Origin of the sequence: Streptomyces hazeniae, from assembly GCF_031845485.1 — a bacterium.
GTDB classification, from domain to species: Bacteria; Actinomycetota; Actinomycetes; order Streptomycetales; family Streptomycetaceae; genus Streptomyces; species Streptomyces hazeniae.
In genome coordinates this window covers 210,189-223,228 of sequence record NZ_JAVREQ010000004.1, presented here as the reverse complement: position 1 = coordinate 223,228, position 13,040 = coordinate 210,189, and the positions used below count along the sequence as shown (strand labels likewise).

The 13,040-nt window shown below is 73.7% G+C and carries 16 protein-coding genes; 11 read left to right on the top strand and 5 right to left on the bottom strand.

Going from position 1 to position 13,040, the window contains the following annotated elements; genetic code table 11:
- Positions 1–40: 40 nt before the first annotated feature.
- From RM572_RS07410 to RM572_RS07400, 3 genes are all read right to left on the bottom strand, one after another.
- Entirely contained in the window at positions 41–394 is a 354-nt protein-coding gene (locus RM572_RS07410) for a DUF2516 family protein (protein WP_136185388.1), read from the bottom strand.
- A 148-nt stretch (positions 395–542) separates the two neighbouring features.
- Positions 543–1,307, bottom strand: a complete 765-nt coding sequence (locus tag RM572_RS07405; RefSeq protein WP_311672469.1) for a hypothetical protein — start codon at positions 1,305–1,307, stop codon at positions 543–545.
- Positions 1,308–1,321: 14 nt separating this feature from the next.
- Entirely contained in the window at positions 1,322–1,744 is a 423-nt protein-coding gene (locus tag RM572_RS07400) for a helix-turn-helix domain-containing protein (protein ID WP_311672468.1), read from the bottom strand.
- A gap of 113 nt (positions 1,745–1,857) precedes the next feature.
- Between RM572_RS07400 and RM572_RS07395 the strand changes: the two genes are divergently transcribed.
- The 5 genes from RM572_RS07395 (at position 1,858) to RM572_RS07375 (ending at position 5,688) form a co-directional block, all read left to right on the top strand.
- Positions 1,858–2,589 carry a class I SAM-dependent DNA methyltransferase gene (locus RM572_RS07395; protein ID WP_311672467.1) on the top strand — a complete coding sequence of 244 codons (732 nt, stop codon included), beginning with the start codon at positions 1,858–1,860 and terminating at the stop codon, positions 2,587–2,589.
- Between the two features lie 94 nt (positions 2,590–2,683).
- Positions 2,684–3,133: a helix-turn-helix domain-containing protein gene (locus tag RM572_RS07390; RefSeq protein ID WP_311672466.1), complete on the top strand. Its 450-nt coding sequence runs from the start codon at positions 2,684–2,686 to the stop codon at positions 3,131–3,133.
- Between the two features lie 19 nt (positions 3,134–3,152).
- The gene (locus tag RM572_RS07385; RefSeq protein ID WP_311672465.1) at positions 3,153–3,719 is read left to right on the top strand and encodes a PIN domain-containing protein; all 567 of its coding nucleotides are present in this window, start codon (positions 3,153–3,155) and stop codon (positions 3,717–3,719) included.
- A gap of 99 nt (positions 3,720–3,818) precedes the next feature.
- The gene (locus RM572_RS07380) at positions 3,819–4,454 is read left to right on the top strand and encodes a histidine phosphatase family protein (RefSeq protein ID WP_311672515.1); all 636 of its coding nucleotides are present in this window, start codon (positions 3,819–3,821) and stop codon (positions 4,452–4,454) included.
- Between the two features lie 82 nt (positions 4,455–4,536).
- Positions 4,537–5,688 (top strand): MerR family transcriptional regulator, encoded by a 1,152-nt coding sequence (locus RM572_RS07375; RefSeq protein WP_311672464.1) that lies wholly within the window; start codon positions 4,537–4,539, stop codon positions 5,686–5,688.
- A 100-nt stretch (positions 5,689–5,788) separates the two neighbouring features.
- Here RM572_RS07375 and RM572_RS07370 read toward each other — a convergent pair whose 3' ends face one another.
- Positions 5,789–6,151 (bottom strand): DUF805 domain-containing protein, encoded by a 363-nt coding sequence (locus RM572_RS07370; RefSeq protein WP_311672463.1) that lies wholly within the window; start codon positions 6,149–6,151, stop codon positions 5,789–5,791.
- A gap of 495 nt (positions 6,152–6,646) precedes the next feature.
- On the opposite strand from RM572_RS07370, the gene RM572_RS07365 reads away from it, so the two are divergent.
- Both RM572_RS07365 and RM572_RS07360 read left to right on the top strand, forming a co-directional pair.
- The gene (locus RM572_RS07365) at positions 6,647–7,108 is read left to right on the top strand and encodes a GNAT family N-acetyltransferase (RefSeq protein ID WP_311672462.1); all 462 of its coding nucleotides are present in this window, start codon (positions 6,647–6,649) and stop codon (positions 7,106–7,108) included.
- Between the two features lie 9 nt (positions 7,109–7,117).
- Positions 7,118–7,984: a class I SAM-dependent methyltransferase gene (locus RM572_RS07360; RefSeq protein ID WP_311672461.1), complete on the top strand. Its 867-nt coding sequence runs from the start codon at positions 7,118–7,120 to the stop codon at positions 7,982–7,984.
- A 72-nt stretch (positions 7,985–8,056) separates the two neighbouring features.
- Here the strand turns inward: RM572_RS07360 and RM572_RS07355 are convergent, their stop codons facing one another.
- Positions 8,057–8,473 (bottom strand): ankyrin repeat domain-containing protein, encoded by a 417-nt coding sequence (locus RM572_RS07355; RefSeq protein ID WP_027765633.1) that lies wholly within the window; start codon positions 8,471–8,473, stop codon positions 8,057–8,059.
- Positions 8,474–8,570: 97 nt separating this feature from the next.
- On the opposite strand from RM572_RS07355, the gene RM572_RS07350 reads away from it, so the two are divergent.
- The 4 genes from RM572_RS07350 (at position 8,571) to RM572_RS07335 (ending at position 12,952) form a co-directional block, all read left to right on the top strand.
- Positions 8,571–9,836, top strand: a complete 1,266-nt coding sequence (locus RM572_RS07350; protein WP_311672460.1) for a sensor histidine kinase — start codon at positions 8,571–8,573, stop codon at positions 9,834–9,836.
- Complete coding sequence (locus RM572_RS07345; protein ID WP_311672459.1) at positions 9,833–10,525, top strand: response regulator transcription factor; 693 nt, start codon at positions 9,833–9,835, stop codon at positions 10,523–10,525. Before RM572_RS07350 ends, RM572_RS07345 begins: the two co-directional genes overlap by 4 nt.
- Positions 10,526–10,752: 227 nt before the next feature.
- On the top strand, positions 10,753–12,063 hold the full coding sequence (locus RM572_RS07340) for a cytochrome ubiquinol oxidase subunit I (RefSeq protein WP_311672458.1): 1,311 nt from the start codon (positions 10,753–10,755) through the stop codon (positions 12,061–12,063).
- Positions 12,064–12,118: 55 nt separating this feature from the next.
- Positions 12,119–12,952 (top strand): cytochrome d ubiquinol oxidase subunit II, encoded by an 834-nt coding sequence (locus tag RM572_RS07335; RefSeq protein ID WP_311672457.1) that lies wholly within the window; start codon positions 12,119–12,121, stop codon positions 12,950–12,952.
- Positions 12,953–13,040: the final 88 nt, after the last annotated feature.

The window sequence follows — 13,040 nt, the reverse complement described above, 5'->3', positions numbered from 1 at the left end:
GTTCCTCCCGGGGCGCGAAGCCTCCGGGCGTCCGGCGGTCTCAGCGTCCGCCGTTGAAGGGCCCGTACGGCCCGTCGCTGCTGCTGCCGCCGCGGCGCTTCGGTCCGCCGCCACCGCCCATGACCTGCTTGAGCGCCGGGCGGACGTCGACGAGGTACACGATGCTCGCGATCAGGCCGATGATCTTCAGAATCCAGAGGCCCACGCCGAGGAACGGCAGGTTCACCACGACCGCCAGACCCAGGATGATCAGCCAGAAGCCCTTGGTCTTCTTGTCCGTCGCCCGGTAGGCGTCCTCGCGGCGCAGCATGGCGTCGATGAACGCGAACACGGCGAAGCAGAGCAACGCCAGCATGATCACCAGCATCACGGTGTTGAAGCCCTCGATCAGCATCTGTGTCACGTCCTGTTCGTTCTGCGGTCGCCGCGGCGGACGCGGCGGGTGCCGTCACCGCCCGGGAGCCGTGGATCGGCCCCCGACTGGTCACGCTACCCGTACAACGGGCCGGGCACGCGTTCTGTGCCCGGCCCGCGGCCGGGGGTCAGGAGCCCGACTTCGGCGTGGACCCGCCGGTGGAGCCCTTGCCGCCGGCCTTGGCGTTGCCGTTCGCGCTCTTCGCGGCGGTGTTCTTCGCGGCGGTGCTCTTCGGGGCCGCCGCCTTGGCGCTGGTGGAGCGGGCCGTGGTGCCGGCGGCCGCGCCCTGGCTGCCGGAGCCGTTCGCGCTCTTGGCGGCGCCGGAGCCGTTGGCGCTCTTCGCGCCGTTGCTGCTCCCGGTCCCGGTCCCGGCCCTGGTGGCGGTCCCGGCGCCGGTGCCGGTCCTGGTGCCCGCCCGGGCGGAGGAGGAGCCGTTGCGCGGCTGCTTCGGCGGCTGTGCCACGCGGACCGACTCCCGCTCCACGGTGATCTCGGGCCTGTCGCCGTCGCCGCGCCAGGTCTGCACCGCGCCGCGGCCCCGCTCGGCCAGGTCGCCGTAGGCCTCGCGCGCCTTCACCGCGTACTCGGCGGCGTACCCCAGGCCCTGCATCGCCAGCGACTGCGCCTGTTCGCGCAGCTTCTTGATGTCGGTGTCGATGCTGCCCAGCGCCTCGTTCATCCGGACCTGCGTCTCCTTCGCGCGGTCGGTGACCTTGGCCTGGACCTCCTTCGGGTCCGTCGCCCGTACGGCGGCGATCGCCCCCGGCGCCTCCTCGCGGATCTTGTCGAGGACGCCCGCTGCGAAGTACAGCGGGGTCGGGTCGGTGAGCGTCTTGCGGATGTCGTCGTTCAGCGGCATGAGGAATCCCTTCCGGGACGTATCGGCGGTCATGGCTCGGGTTTCCGTCAGGCTTCCGTCTCCCGCGGCGGCTGCGCCGTCCGGCTCGAAGACGCCTGCCCGGGGTCGTCGAGGTGCCCGTTCTCCTTGCGGAACGAGGCGTAGATCTGGAGCAGCGCCTGCTTCTGCTGCTCGTTGATCGACGGGTCCGCGAGTATCGCGGCGCCGACCGAGACCTCGTCACGGGCCTCGTCCACGTCGCGTTCCTCGAGAATCCCGGCCTGCACGTACAGCGTCTCGGCGGAGATGCGGAGCGCCTTGGCGATCTGCTGGAGGATCTCCGCGCTCGGCTTGCGCAGGCCGCGCTCGATCTGGCTCAGGTACGGGTTCGACACCCCTGCGGCCTCGGCGAGCTGCCGCAGCGAGAGCTGCGCGCTGCGGCGCTGCTCCCGCAGGAACTCACCGAGATTGCCGACATGCAGGGAAGCCATGACCCCAGCGTGCACCGCCTTGCTAACTTTTGCAAGCAAGCCGCTTGCAGGTGTGTCGCCACCGGCGGAAACCGATGGCGCGGCCGCGCCGGAGGGTGGTTGACTCCTCCGCCATGACCGGACTCAACGACCCTGCGTTCTTCGACCGCTACGCCCACGAGTACGACGTGGCCGACGCCTACGAGCCGACGCCGACCGTGGAATTCCTGGCAGAGCTGGTCCCCGAGGGCGGGCGTGTCCTCGAGCTGGCGATCGGGACCGGCCGGGTCGCCGTCCCGCTGGCCGCCCGCGGAATCTCCGTCGAAGGCATCGACGGCTCGACCGGCATGGTCGAGCAGATGCGCGCGAAGCCCGGCGGCGCGGACATCCCCGTGACCATCGGCGACATGGCGGACGTGGCGGCGACCGGCCCCTTCCAGCTCTCCTACCTGGTCTTCAACACCCTGTTCAACCTGCCCAGCCAGGCCCGGCAGGTCGGCTGCTTCCGCAACGTCGCCGACGTCCTCGCGCCGGGCGGACTGTTCGTCGTGGAGTGCTTCATCCAGGACCTGACCGAGTTCGACCGCCATCAGCGGGTCGCCACCCGTGCGCTCTCCGAGGACGCGGTCAAGATGGAGTTCCTGCTCCACGACCCCGTCGAGCAGGCCGTCACCTTCCAGCGCGTGACCTTCGACGCCCAGGGCACCACGCTGCGTCCGCTGCGCCTGCGCTACTGCTGGCCGAGCGAGCTGGACCTGATGGCGCAGCTCGCCGGCATGCGTCTGCGCGAGCGCTGGACCGACTGGGACCGCACCCCCTTCACCGCCGCCAGCCGCCGCCACGTCTCCGTCTACGAGAAGCCCTGACCCCACCGGAGGAGCCGGAGAACGCGACACCGTGCGGCAGGGGAAGCCTTCGGTTACAGTTGTTGCAGATATCGGATCGGTGGAGGAGGCGTTCATGCCCCGGACGAGCACCCTGACCCAGGCTGCACGCATCGAACCCGACCCGTCCTTGCGCGAGGCGCTGGAACGGGTGGCCGAGAGGCGGGCCCGGGAAGCCGACGCGGTGGTCCGCTACGCCGACGGCACGGAGCTGCGCGTGCCGTCACCGCTGCTCGAGGTGCTGAGGGCGGCAGCGGGGGAACTCTCCCAGGGGCATGCGGTGACCATACTGGCCACCGAGACCGAGCTCACACCGGCCGAGGCGGCCGCCCTCCTCGGCTTGTCCCGGCCGTTCGTCGTCCGCCTTTTCGACGAGGGCGCCATCCCGAGCACGCACCTGCCCGGCAGCCGCCACCGTGTCGTGCGACTCGACGACGTGCTCGCCTTCGCAGAGCGGCGCCGACGCCGCCAAGAGGGACGTCGGCGCATCTCCGACGTGGTCGAGGACACGGACCTCCCGTACTGAGGCCGGAGGGGGAGCAGGCATGGGGCGCGTCTTCGTCGACACCAACGTTCTGTTTCCGTTCTCGCTCATGGACCTGATGCTTGCGCTGACGGAGGACGCGGTGCATCAGGTCGTGTGGACGGAACGGCTTCTCGACGAGTGGGAGCGCGTCATCGTGCGTGAGCAGCAACGCAGCCCGGATGCGGCCCGAGCCATCACACGAGCCATCCGGACGTTCTTCGACGACTGCCGGATCCCGGAGGAGCAGTACCTGCACCTCGTGGACACCGTGCGGGGGCCGGATCCGGACGACCGGCATCACCTTGCGGCGGCCATCGCGGCGGATGCCCAGGCTGTCGTCACCTGGAACCTGCAGGACTTCCCGCCCCAGCCGTGGATCGACCGGAGGGTCCGAGTGGTCGACCCCGACACCTCCCTCTGCGGGCTGTTCGACATGGTGCCCGCAGAGGTCGTGGCCACGGTGAAGCGCCTGGCGGCCGAGAAACGACGCCCGCCGATGACCGCGATCGAACTGGGGGAGCGCTTCGCCAAGGCGGGGGTGCTGCGCTTCGCCGCACGGCTCGAAGAGGGGCTGAACGTCCACTGAGCGAACGTAGCCCGCGTGGGGCCACGTGGAACCCTCACCGGCGGGTGGGCGTCGGTGCAGGGGCAGGGTGAGCACATCCGGCTGTGGAGGGGACGGGGCATGGTGGGCGCGGCGGAGCGGTGGCTGTACGTGGTGCGGCACGGGGAGGCGGACGCCGAGGGCGGGCTGACGGAGCGGGGGCGGCGGCAGGCGCGGGCCCTGGGGGAGCGGCTGCGCGGGGTGCCCCTGGCCGCCGTCCACCACGGCCCGCTCCCGCGCGCCGCCGAGACGGCGCGGCTGGCGGCCGAGCGGCTGGACGGCGTACCGGTGCACGTAGCGGAGGCGGCCGGGGACTACGTGCCGCACACTCCGGAGCGGGAGGAACTGCCCCCCGAGGCGGCGGACTTCCTGCTGGACTTCGTGCACCGCTTCCCCGTGGAGGAGCGGCGTCGCGGGCCGGCGCTCGCCGCGGAGGCGGAGGCGCGGTTCACCGGCCCGGTGGAGGGTGGGGAGCCGCGGCACGAGCTGCTGGTGACGCACAACTTCCTCCTCGGGCGGCTGGTGTCCGCCGCGATGTACGCCCCGCCGTGGCGGTGGCTCGCCGTCAACGGCTGCAACTGCGCGCTGACCGTCATCCGGTACGTGCCGGGGCGTCCGCCGTATCTGGTGGTGCACAACGACATGGCGCACCTCCCCGACGAGCTGCGGTGGACCGGTGTGCCGGAGGACCACCGGATCGGCGGGCGGGCGGGTTGACCTTGCCCTTGGGGGAGGCCGCAGCGTCGTCTCCGCCGGGCGAGGCGCTCGGCACGACGAGGAGGCGCGGGAGGCGACGGGCATGGGGCTGCTGACCATCGGGGCGTTCGCGAAGGCGTCACGGCTGTCGCCGAAGGCGCTCCGCCTGTACGACGAGCTGGGCCTGCTGGCACCGGCGCGCGTCGACCCGGACTCCGGCTACCGGTACTACGTGCCGGAGCAGCTGGAGCGCGCCCGGCTGGTGGCCTGGCTGCGGCGGCTGGGGATGCCGCTGGCACGGATTCGCGAGGTCTGCGACCTCGCGGAGCCGGCCGGGGGGCCTGAGGCGGCCGACGACCCGGGCACGGCTCAGGCGGCGGGCGGCGACCACCCGGCGGTGCACGCCGTGCGGGCGTACTGGGCGCAGGTCGAGGCCGACACCGCCGCCCGCCGGGAGCTCGCGACCTTCCTCGTCGACCATCTGAGCCGGAAGGACGCTGCCATGAGCACACGTACCGCACCTCCGCTGGAGATCCGCTGCGCCGCGCTGTCGGACCGGGGACTCGTACGGGAGAGCAATCAGGACGTCGCCTACGCCGGCCCGCGGGTGCTGGCCGTCGCCGACGGGTTCGGCGGCGTGGGCGCCGAGGCCGGCGCCGCCGCGGTGGAGGTCTTCAGGACGCTGGAGGCGGAGCCCGCCCCGGCGGGCGCCCTGCTGAACGTGCTGGAGGACGCAGTCGAACGGGCCGGCCTGGCCGTGCACGGCGTCACCGCGGTGGAACCGTCGCCGGAGCATTCCGGTACGACGCTCACGGCGATGCTGTGGAACGGTGCCCAGCTGGCCCTGGTGCACATCGGCGACTCGCGGGCGTACCTGCTGCGCGACGGTGTCCTGAGCCGGATCACGCACGACCACACGCGGGTGCAGGCGATGGTGGACGAGGGTCGGCTCACCCCGGAGGAGGCCGCCTCGCATCCGCAGCGCGCGCTTCTCGTACGGGCGTTGAACGGAGGCGCCGGGGGTTCGCGCGGGGAGGCCGAGATGCGGCTGCGGGACGCCCGTGCCGGGGACCGCTACCTGCTCTGTTCGGACGGCCTCTCCGCGGTGGTGCCGGAGGACGAGCTGCGCCGGGCGGTCACCGCCGAGGGGGAACCGGAGGCGGTGGTGGCGGAGTTGGTCGAGCTGGCCCGCAGGCAGGGCGCCCCCGACAACGTGAGCTGCGTCGTCGCGGACGTGCGGGAGAGCGCCTGCTGACGCGGCGAACGCGCGCGACCGCCCGCCGGCGGAGAGCGTCGGCGGGCGGTCGCGGGAAGGTGCCGGGCGGCGGAGGGGTGGGCCGCCGCCGGGCACCGGGTCAGGCGGCGGCGACCAGCTTGGGGTCGGCGCCGTACTGGTTCGGCGCCGGGTTGCCGGCGGTGCAGAGGAAGACCAGCAGGACGATCGGGCCGACCAGCGGGACGAAGCTGATGAAGTACCACCAGCCGGTGCGGCCGGTGTCGTGCAGGCGGCGCACCGTCACCGCGAGGGTAGGGACCAGCACGGCCACGACGTAGACCAGGTAGAGGTACACGCCGTTCTCGCCGAGGGCGGCGAAGCCGATCGCCAGCAGGGCGACCAGGACGATCGCGTTGAACAGCGTGAACATCCAGTACTCCTTGCGGCGCGCGCGGCCGCTGAACGTGGCGTAGTTCTTCAGCACGTCGAGGTACCAGTGCATGTCGTCCCCCCAGGGAGCGTGACGGGCCCGTTCCGTTTCGGACAGGGCGCAGAAGGATGAAAGCCGTGGCCGTGGATGCCGCACGGAGTCGCCACCGGACGGTGGACGTGGCTCGATCTGCGGGCATGCGCGACCGGCCCGACAGCGCCGGACGAACCAACCACGTGGCCGAAAAGCGCTGTTGGGAGCGAGGAGAGCGTACGGGTGCCCGGGGCGGAACGGTTGACTCCGTTGCCCAGCAGTTGGTGGAACGTGATCAGTTCGTCATCGGTCCGGATGTTCCCGCCGTAACCGCCGTAACCGCCGTAACCGCTGTTCCCGTCGTTTCAGTCGTTCCGAACTTCTTACGGTCGTTCCGGGCGTAGGAGGACTTCCGGGCCGAGCGGCCGGAAGCCCGAGGCCAGGAACGCCCACCGAATCTCTGACTCAGGTCACTGGCCGCCGGCCCGCGTAGAGTCGCCCGGGTTCAGGTCCGGCGACGGTGGGAGGGCACGGGTGGTCATCGCGGAGGAGCGGGAGTTCGACGCGGACGAGATGTACGCGCTGTACGACTCCGTCGGCTGGGAGGGGTACACGGCGGACGCCGGGAAGCTGTGCCGCGGGCTGCGCAACTCCCACCTCGTGCTCACCGCCCGGGACGAGGCGGGCGTCCTGCTGGGGCTGGCGCGCACGGTGTCCGACGACGAGCACGTCGTCTACGTGCAGGACGTGCTGGTACGGCCGCAGGCGCAACGGCGGGGCATCGGCCGGGCGTTGCTCGACCGGCTGCGGGAGCGCTACGCGCACTGCCGCTTCTTCCTCCTCTCGACCGACCACCCGTCGACGCCCGAGGGCGAGCGGAACCACGCGTTCTACCGCAGCATGGGCTTCCTGAGCCTCGCCGAGAAGCAGATGAGCGGCTTCGGCCTGCCGAGGAACCACGGCGAGCAGCGCGCGACGGACGGGAACGCGCCGTAGGTTGGCCGCATGGTGACGACGGCGGGTGAGGCGTTCCTGCGCGGCTTCCACGCGGAGCGGCCGGGGGTGACGGGTGACGCGTTCGGGCACGGACGGTCGGCCGACGGGCGGACCGGCTACGAGGCGCTGCGCGACCGGGTCGCGGGCTGCCGCCGGGTGCTGGACCTCGGCTGCGGTGACGGGGTGCTGCTGCGCCTCCTGGCAGTCGGCGACGACGGCCGGCGTGCGGAGACCGTCGCGGGCGTGGACCTGTCGCCGGAGGCGCTGGCGCTGGCCCGGCGGCGGCCGGAGCTGGCACGTGCCGTGCTGGTGGAGGGCCGTGCACAGCAACTCCCCTTCGCGGCGGGGGCGTTCGACGCGTGCGTGTCCCACATGGCGCTGATGCTGATGGACGACGTCGAGCGGGTGGCCGCGGAAGCGGCGCGGGTGCTCGCACCGGGCGGGCTGTTCGCCTGCGTACTGGGCGGCGGCGCCGCGGGCGGCGAGGCGTACGAGGCGTTCCTCCGGCTGCTGCGTCCGGTGCTGGCCGCCGTCCCCGAGGAGCGGCGCATGCCGCCGCTGGGCGACCGGCGGGTACGCAGCCGCGACGGGCTGGACGCGGTGCTCGGCCCGGCCGGGTTCGGCCCGGTGGAGTGGGAGACGCTGCGGATCGACCTCGGTGGCTCGCCCGAAGAGGTGTGGCGGTCCGTGTCGGGGATCTACGACGTGCGGACGCTGGACGGGCCCGCGCGCGCCGGGCTGCGCGCCGCCTTCCTCGCGGAGGCGGCGGCTCTGGCGCCGCCCGGCGGCGGGCCGGTGCCCTGCGCGTTCGACGTTCACCTCGCCACGGCCCACCTCACCACCGCCCGCCTCGCCACGGCGGCCGGCCGGGGGTGAGGCCCGCGGAGGCCGGGGCGGCACCCCGCCGCCTGTCCGCCCCGCAGGGCCGGCGCGGACGGGCCGCCGGGCTCAGGCGCCGAAGCGCTTCAGCAGCTCGTCCTTCTCGAACATGCGGGCCGTCTCCACGGCCGACGGTGTCCCCGCGTGCGGGTCGGCGCCGCCGTCGAGCAGGGCCTCGACCACCTCGTCCTCACCCTTGAAGACCGCGCCGGCGAGCGGCGTCTGGCCCTTGTCGTTGACCCGGTCCGGGTCCGCGCCGCGCTCCAGCAGGGCCCGGACGGTCGCGGCGTGCCCGTGGTAGGCGGCGAGCATGACGAGCGAGTCGCCCTTGTCGTTGGTGAGGTTCGGCGGGACGCCCATGCCCACGTAGGCGCTGACGGTGCCGGTGTCCCCGTGCCGGGCCAGGTCGAAGATCTTCTGGGCGAGTTCGAGGACCTCCGGGTCGTGCGCGGGCTCGTCGCTCTCGGGCATCGGGGCGTTGGTCATCGCGTGCGTCCTCTCCTCGTGCGTGCGGGGCCGCGCAGGCGCCGGTCGGCGCGCCGGGGCGTGCCGTCTGCCGCCCACCTTACGTACGCTTGCCCGCATGGCCCCGGCTACCAGGCGCATCGTGCTCGGCGCAGCCGTCGCCGCGGTCGTGGTGCTGCTGCTGGTGTGGGACGTCGGCCGGGACGGCGTCGGCGCGGAGTCGTGGCCGCGCGCCGTGCTCGGCTGGGTGCTCATCGCCGTGGGCTGCGGCGCGCTGTGGTGGCGTCGCCGCCGGCCGGTGGCGGTCGCCCTCGTGACGCTGGTGTGCAGCGCGCTCTACTTCCCCTTCGCCGACCGCGACGTCCCGCTCCTGGTCGCGGCCTTCGCGGTGGCCCTCTTCACGGTCGCCGCCCAGGGGCACCTGGTCGCCGCGGTCACCCTCGCGGTCGTGACGATGCTGGCGATCGTGCTCTCCGAAGTGCTCGCGGAGCCCGGACAGCGGCACGTCGACGACACGTCGATCTTCCTGCTGGCCGGCTGGTTCGTCGGCCTGGTCGCCGCGGGCACCGCGTACAGCACGCGGCTGGCCTACCTGCGCGAGGCGGAGCAGCGCGCGCTGGCCGCCGAGCGGGAGAAGGACGTCCGCGCGCGGCAGTCGGCGGCCGAGGAACGGTTGCGGATCGCCCGCGAGCTGCACGACGTCCTCGGCCACAACATCTCGCTGATCAACGTGCAGTCCGCCGCCGCCCTGCACCGGTACGCCAAGCACGGGGACGCGGCGGCGCAGGACATGGTCCCCGCACTGGAGACCGTGCGGGACACCAGCCGGGAGGCGCTGCGCGAACTGCGTGCCACCCTCGGCGTGCTGCGGCAGGTCGACGACGCGGTCGCGCCGACCTCGCCCGCGGGCGCCGGTCTCGCCGGTATCGCCGAGCTGGCCGAGCGCACCGGCGGGGCGGGACTCCGGGTCCGTGCCGAACTCCCGGGGGAGGGCGCCGCGGAGGGCCTTCCGCCGGAGGTCGGACTCGCCGCGTACCGCATCGTGCAGGAGTCGCTGACCAACGTCGTCCGGCACGCGCGCGCTGCGACGGCCGAGGTGCGCGTGCGGCGTGAGGGCGACGCCCTGCTGGTCACCGTGGTGGACGACGGCGGCGGTGCGCCTCCGGGCGAGGAGGGCGGAGCGGAGGGCAGCGGGCTGGGCGGCATGGCCGAACGCGCCCGGGCGCTGGGCGGCGAGCTGACCACGGGTAACGTCACCGACGACGCCGGCACGGTCCGGGGCTTCCGGGTGGCGGCACGGCTGCCGGTGCGCGGGACCCTCGCACGCGGCCCCGCCGGGCGCGGGGACCGGGAGGGCCGGCCGGGGCGGGAGGAGAGCACGTGAACGCGGACGGAGCGGTCGCGGACGCCGTCGGTGTCCTGCTGGCCGACGACCAGACGCTCGTCCGGGCCGGTTTCCGGTCCATCCTGGACGACGAGGACGACATCCGGGTCGTCGGCGAGTCCGGTGACGGTGCGACGGCCGTGCGCGCGGCGCGCGAACTGCGCCCCGACGTGGTGCTGATGGACATCCGGATGCCCGGAACGGACGGACTGGAGGCCACCCGGGAGATCGTCGGCGACCCGCGGCTGGAGCGCGTACGCGTCGTCATCCTCACCACCTTCGACGCGGACGACTACGTCTACGGGGCGCTGCGGGCCGGGGCTTCGGGATTCCTGCTGAAGGACACCGAACCGACGGAACTGCTGCACGCGGTGCGGGTGGTCGCGCGGGGCGACGCGCTGATCGCCCCCGCCGTCACCCGCCGCCTGATCGCCGAGTTCGCCGGCCGCGTCGCACGGCCCGAACCGGGCCCCCGCCTGAACGCGCTCACCGGGCGCGAACGCGAGGTCATGGCCCTCGTCGCGGCCGGGCTGACCAACGACGAGATCGCCGCCCGCCTCGTGCTGAGCCCGGCGACGGCCAAGACGCACGTCAGCCGCGTGATGACCAAGCTGGACGTACGGGACCGCGCGCAGCTGGTGATCCTCGCCTACGAGTCGGGGCTGGTCGCCCCCGGCTGGCTGGACTGACCGCTTCCCTCTCGCGCGGCTGCGCCGGTCCGGTGCCGCAGCCGGGCGGGGAGCCCCCGGAACGACGGGCCCCTTAGGGGTCGGGGACCGGCCCGGCCCCGGGTCGGGTCGGGGGCCGGCGCAACCCCGGGGGTACACGGGAGGCGGACGCCGCAACCGGCGCGGTAGCGCAGGTCGCATCCCCGGCCCGACGCGGCCGGGGGTGCCGGACCGGCACCGTGTGGGGCGTGGATGCACAGACCCTCGACCTGGCGCGGCTGCAGTTCGCCCTGACCGCTGCCGGGCACTTCCTGTTCGTCGCCCTGACCCTCGGCCTGGCGACCGTCGTCGCCTGCGTGCAGACCGTCGCCGTGGCGTCCGGGAAGCCCGTGCACCACCGCATGGTGCGCTTCTGGGGGCAGCTCTACGTCATCAACTACGCGGTGGGGATCGTCACCGGCATCGTCATGGAGTTCCAGTTCGGCATGAACTGGAGCGGCCTCGGCCACTACGCGGGCGACGTGTTCGGCGCCTCGCTCGCGCTGGAGACGATCCTCGCGTTCTTCGTCGAGTCGACGTTCCTCGGGCTGTGGATCTTCGGCTGGGGCCGGTTCAACCGGTGGGTGCACCTCGGCACCCTCTGGGTCGTCACGCTGACCGCCTACCTGTCCGCGTACTGGATCCTGGTCACCAACGGCTTCCTCAACAACCCCGTCGGCCACCGGGAGACCCCCGACGGGCTGGTGCTGCACGACACCGCGGCCGTGCTCACCAACCCGTCCACGCTCTTCGCCTTCGGGCACATCGCCGCCGGCGCCCTGGTCACGGCCGCGTTCTTCATGGCCGGGGTGAGCGCCTACCACCTCTTCCGGCGGTCCCCGGAACACGAGGTGTTCCGCCGGTCGCTGCGCATCGGCGTGTTCCTGGGGGCGCCCGCGGTGTTCCTCACCGCCGTCACGGGCGGCGTGCAGTTCCCCTTCCTCACCGGAAACCAGCCGATGAAGATGGCCGTCTTCCGCCGCGACGAGACCGAGATCGCCCGGCTGCAGGCGGAACTGACCGCGCGCTTCGGGCCGGGCGACTACGTGCCGTCCGAGACGTGGACGCAGCTCGGGGCGACGCTGATGCTCGTCGCCTTCGCCCTGATGTTCCTGGTCGCCGGGCTCGGCGTGGTGCTGGGGGCGATCCGGTTCGTGGTGCACCGCCTGCGGGCGTGGCACGTACTGCTGATGGCGGTCGTGCCGCTGCCGTACGTCGCCATGACGGCCGGGTGGGTCTTCCGCGAGGCCGGACGCCAACCGTGGGTGATCCACGGCCTGCTGCGCACCGAGGACGCCGCCTCGCAGCTCTCCGCCGGGCAGATGCGGCTCTCCCTCGCGGTGTTCGGGGCCCTCTTCGCCCTGCTGATCGCCGGCAACGGGTACTTCCTGCTGCGCGCCGCCGGACGCGGGCCCGCCGCCGTGACCCTCGGCACGGACGACGCGGGCCCCGGGACGCCGGGCGGCGACGCCCCGGACGGGCCCCGCCCGCGCGACCGGGCGCCCGCCCCCACGTACTGACACCACGCCGACCCCGAGACGCACGTCGACCCCGAGAAGGAGGCGCAACGCCGCCATGGACGTCCTCGCCGTCGCCCTGCTGGGCCTCTTCACCGCCGGGTGGTCCGTGCTGTCCGGAGCCGACCTCGGCGTGGGCATGCTGCTGCCCCACCTGGGCCGCGACGACGACGAACGCCGCCTCGTGCTGCGCACCGTCCTCCCGTACTTCTTCGCCGACGAGGTGTGGCTGGTCGCCGCCGCCGGCGTGTTCATCGGCTGCTTCCCGGACCTGGAAGGCGCCCTGTTCCAGGGGCAGTTCGCCGTGCTGCTGGGCCTGCTCGCGGGCTGGGTGGTGCGGGACGCCGGCCTGTGGTGGCGAGGCGGCGGCACCTCGCGCGCCTGGCGGCGGTTCGCCGACGGGCTGGTGGTGGCCGGGAGCTGGGCCGTCGCCCTGTCCTGGGGCCGGCTGCTCGCCGGGTTCCTCCAGGGCGATCCGACCCGGCCCGCCGGGGGCTCGTTCGCCGTCGGCATGGCGCTCACCACCGCGGTCCTCTTCGCCGCCCACGGCCTGGCCTACGCGGGGCGCCGCCTCACCGGGCCGCCGCTGGCACGCGTCCGCGCCCTCACCGGACGGACGGCGCCGGTGCCCGCGTACGCGCTCACCGCCGTCGCCGCCGCGGCCCTGCCGCTGCTGGGCGGCGTACGGCTGCCGCTGCGGGAGTCCGCCGCCGACGGGCCGGTGCTGGGCCTGCTGGTCCCCGCGTTGCTGGCCGCCCTGCCGCTGCTGCTCGGCGCCCAGGCCTGGCTGCGTTGGGCGCTGCGCGGGCGGGTGCACGCCGCCGCCCCCGCCCCGGCGGCCCGCCACCCTGCCGCGGGCACGCCCCCTGCGGAACGGGGAGGGCCGCCGTGACCGCCGTGACCGCCGTGACCGCCGTGACCGCCGTGAAGCGGCGACGCCGCCCGACGCCCCGGACCCTCCCGCCTCCCCCGACCTGCCC

Excerpts from the sequence above, each read along its gene's own strand:
- RM572_RS07410 (WP_136185388.1), bottom strand. The coding sequence starts at position 394 with ATGCTGATCGAGGGCTTCAACACCGTGATGCTGGTGATCATGCTGGCG.
- RM572_RS07405 (WP_311672469.1), bottom strand. The coding sequence starts at position 1,307 with ATGACCGCCGATACGTCCCGGAAGGGATTCCTCATGCCGCTGAACGAC.
- RM572_RS07400 (WP_311672468.1), bottom strand. The coding sequence starts at position 1,744 with ATGGCTTCCCTGCATGTCGGCAATCTCGGTGAGTTCCTGCGGGAGCAG.
- RM572_RS07395 (WP_311672467.1), top strand. The coding sequence starts at position 1,858 with ATGACCGGACTCAACGACCCTGCGTTCTTCGACCGCTACGCCCACGAG.
- RM572_RS07390 (WP_311672466.1), top strand. The coding sequence starts at position 2,684 with ATGCCCCGGACGAGCACCCTGACCCAGGCTGCACGCATCGAACCCGAC.
- RM572_RS07385 (WP_311672465.1), top strand. The coding sequence starts at position 3,153 with ATGGGGCGCGTCTTCGTCGACACCAACGTTCTGTTTCCGTTCTCGCTC.
- RM572_RS07380 (WP_311672515.1), top strand. The coding sequence starts at position 3,819 with ATGGTGGGCGCGGCGGAGCGGTGGCTGTACGTGGTGCGGCACGGGGAG.
- RM572_RS07375 (WP_311672464.1), top strand. The coding sequence starts at position 4,537 with ATGGGGCTGCTGACCATCGGGGCGTTCGCGAAGGCGTCACGGCTGTCG.
- RM572_RS07370 (WP_311672463.1), bottom strand. The coding sequence starts at position 6,151 with ATGCACTGGTACCTCGACGTGCTGAAGAACTACGCCACGTTCAGCGGC.
- RM572_RS07360 (WP_311672461.1), top strand. The coding sequence starts at position 7,118 with ATGGTGACGACGGCGGGTGAGGCGTTCCTGCGCGGCTTCCACGCGGAG.
- RM572_RS07355 (WP_027765633.1), bottom strand. The coding sequence starts at position 8,473 with ATGACCAACGCCCCGATGCCCGAGAGCGACGAGCCCGCGCACGACCCG.
- RM572_RS07350 (WP_311672460.1), top strand. The coding sequence starts at position 8,571 with ATGGCCCCGGCTACCAGGCGCATCGTGCTCGGCGCAGCCGTCGCCGCG.
- RM572_RS07335 (WP_311672457.1), top strand. The coding sequence starts at position 12,119 with ATGGACGTCCTCGCCGTCGCCCTGCTGGGCCTCTTCACCGCCGGGTGG.